The organism is Mesorhizobium sp. M2A.F.Ca.ET.039.01.1.1, assembly GCF_003998035.1.
Lineage (GTDB): Bacteria > Pseudomonadota > Alphaproteobacteria > Rhizobiales > Rhizobiaceae > Mesorhizobium.
The window spans coordinates 1-1597 of sequence record NZ_RZRY01001076.1 but is presented as its reverse complement, the minus strand read 5'-3'; the positions used below and the strand labels follow the sequence as shown (position 1 = coordinate 1597).

The window sequence follows — 1597 nt, the reverse complement described above, 5'->3', positions numbered from 1 at the left end:
TACCGCTGCAGCGGCAGCAAGCCTCGAAGCCCGCCGTCATCCTGTTCACCTCCGGCTCGGAAGGCACGCCGAAGGCGGTGGTGCTGTCGAACCGCAACCTGCTTGCCAATGTCATGCAGGCCGAGGCGCGCGTCTCCGTCTCGCCGGCCGACACCTTGCTCAATGTGCTGCCGGCGTTCCATTCCTTCGGGCTCACCGGCGGCACCATCCTGCCGCTGGTGCTGGGCGTAAAGCTGTTCCTCTACCCCTCGCCGCTGCACTACAAGATCATCCCCGAGATCGCCCGCAAGGTGAAGCCGACCGTGATGTTCGGAACCGACACGTTCCTCGCCAATTATGCGCGCACCGCCAAGGACGGCGACTTCTCCAGCCTGCGCTTCGTCGTGGCCGGCGCCGAGGCGGTGAAGCCGGAGACGCGGCGCACCTATCGCGACCGCTTCCAGGCCTCGATCGTCGAAGGCTTCGGCCTGACCGAGGCGGCGCCGGTGGTGGCGGTGAATACCGCCATCCACAGCCGGGACGGCACGGTCGGCAGGCCGCTGCCGGCCATCCGCATGAAGCTGGAGCCTGTCGAAGGCATCACCGAGGGCGGCCGGCTGTGGCTCGACGGGCCGAATATGATGATGGGCTACATGAGCGCCGACCGCCCCGGCGAATTGCAGCCGCTGGAAGGCTAGCACGACACGGGCGACATCGTCTCGATCGACCGCGAGGGCTTCATCACCATCCGCGGCCGGGCAAAGCGCTTCGCCAAGATCGCCGGCGAGATGGTGTCGCTGGGCGCCGTCGAGATGCTGGTGCAGTCACTGTGGCCGGAAGAGCGCCACGCGGCGGTGGCGGTGCCCGACAAAAGGCGCGGCGAGCGTATCGTGCTGGTCACCACCGCCGACGACGCCAATGCCGAGGAACTGCGCCAGTTCGGCAAGAAGGCGGGTGCTGCGGAACTGATGGTGCCCAACGACATCCTCAAGGTGGAAGAGATCCCGGTGCTGGGCTCGGGCAAGACGGATTACGTCTCGGCGCGAAAGCTGGCGATTGATCGGTTGGGACTGGGTGTGGCGGCTTAGCGCGCCGCGTTACCCGATATCCGAAGGCGGCACCTTCTCGCCTTCGCGCATGGCCCGCTTAGAATAGGCGCGCACCGAGAACGGCAGGAAGAGCAGATATCCCGCGACCGAGGCGGTCAGCGTGTACCAGGGATAGGTCATCAGCAAGAGGATGTAGAGCACCACGCCGAGGATGACCGGCAGCACCCTGTCGCCGGGCACCTTGACGCTCTTGCCCGAATAGACCGGCAGGCGGCTGACCAGAAGGAAAGCGATGAGTACGGTGAAGCCCGTGGCGATGAAGGCGGCAGGGCGGGACGGCTCCAGCCCGAGCCGCAGGAAATAGAGATAGAGCGGCAGCATGACCAGCACCGCGCCCGCCGGGGCCGGCACGCCGACGAAATATTCGGTCTGCCATGCAGGCTGGTCGGTGTCGTCGGCCAGCACGTTGAAGCGGGCGAGCCGCATGCCGCAGGCGATGGTGAAGAGAAGTGCTGCGATCCAGCCGGGCGAGCCGGCGCGGTCGAGCAGGAAGGCGTAGAGCACCAGGG

General features: G+C 66.6%; 2 pseudogenes. One reads left to right on the top strand and one right to left on the bottom strand.

The features are described 5' to 3' along the window. Positions 1-1067: pseudogene (locus tag EOA24_RS37370) on the top strand (AMP-binding protein); the annotation flags it as partial. Positions 1068-1076: 9 nt separating this feature from the next. Here EOA24_RS37370 and EOA24_RS37365 read toward each other — a convergent pair. Further along, a pseudogene (locus EOA24_RS37365) lies at positions 1077-1597 on the bottom strand (CDP-diacylglycerol--serine O-phosphatidyltransferase); the annotation flags it as partial.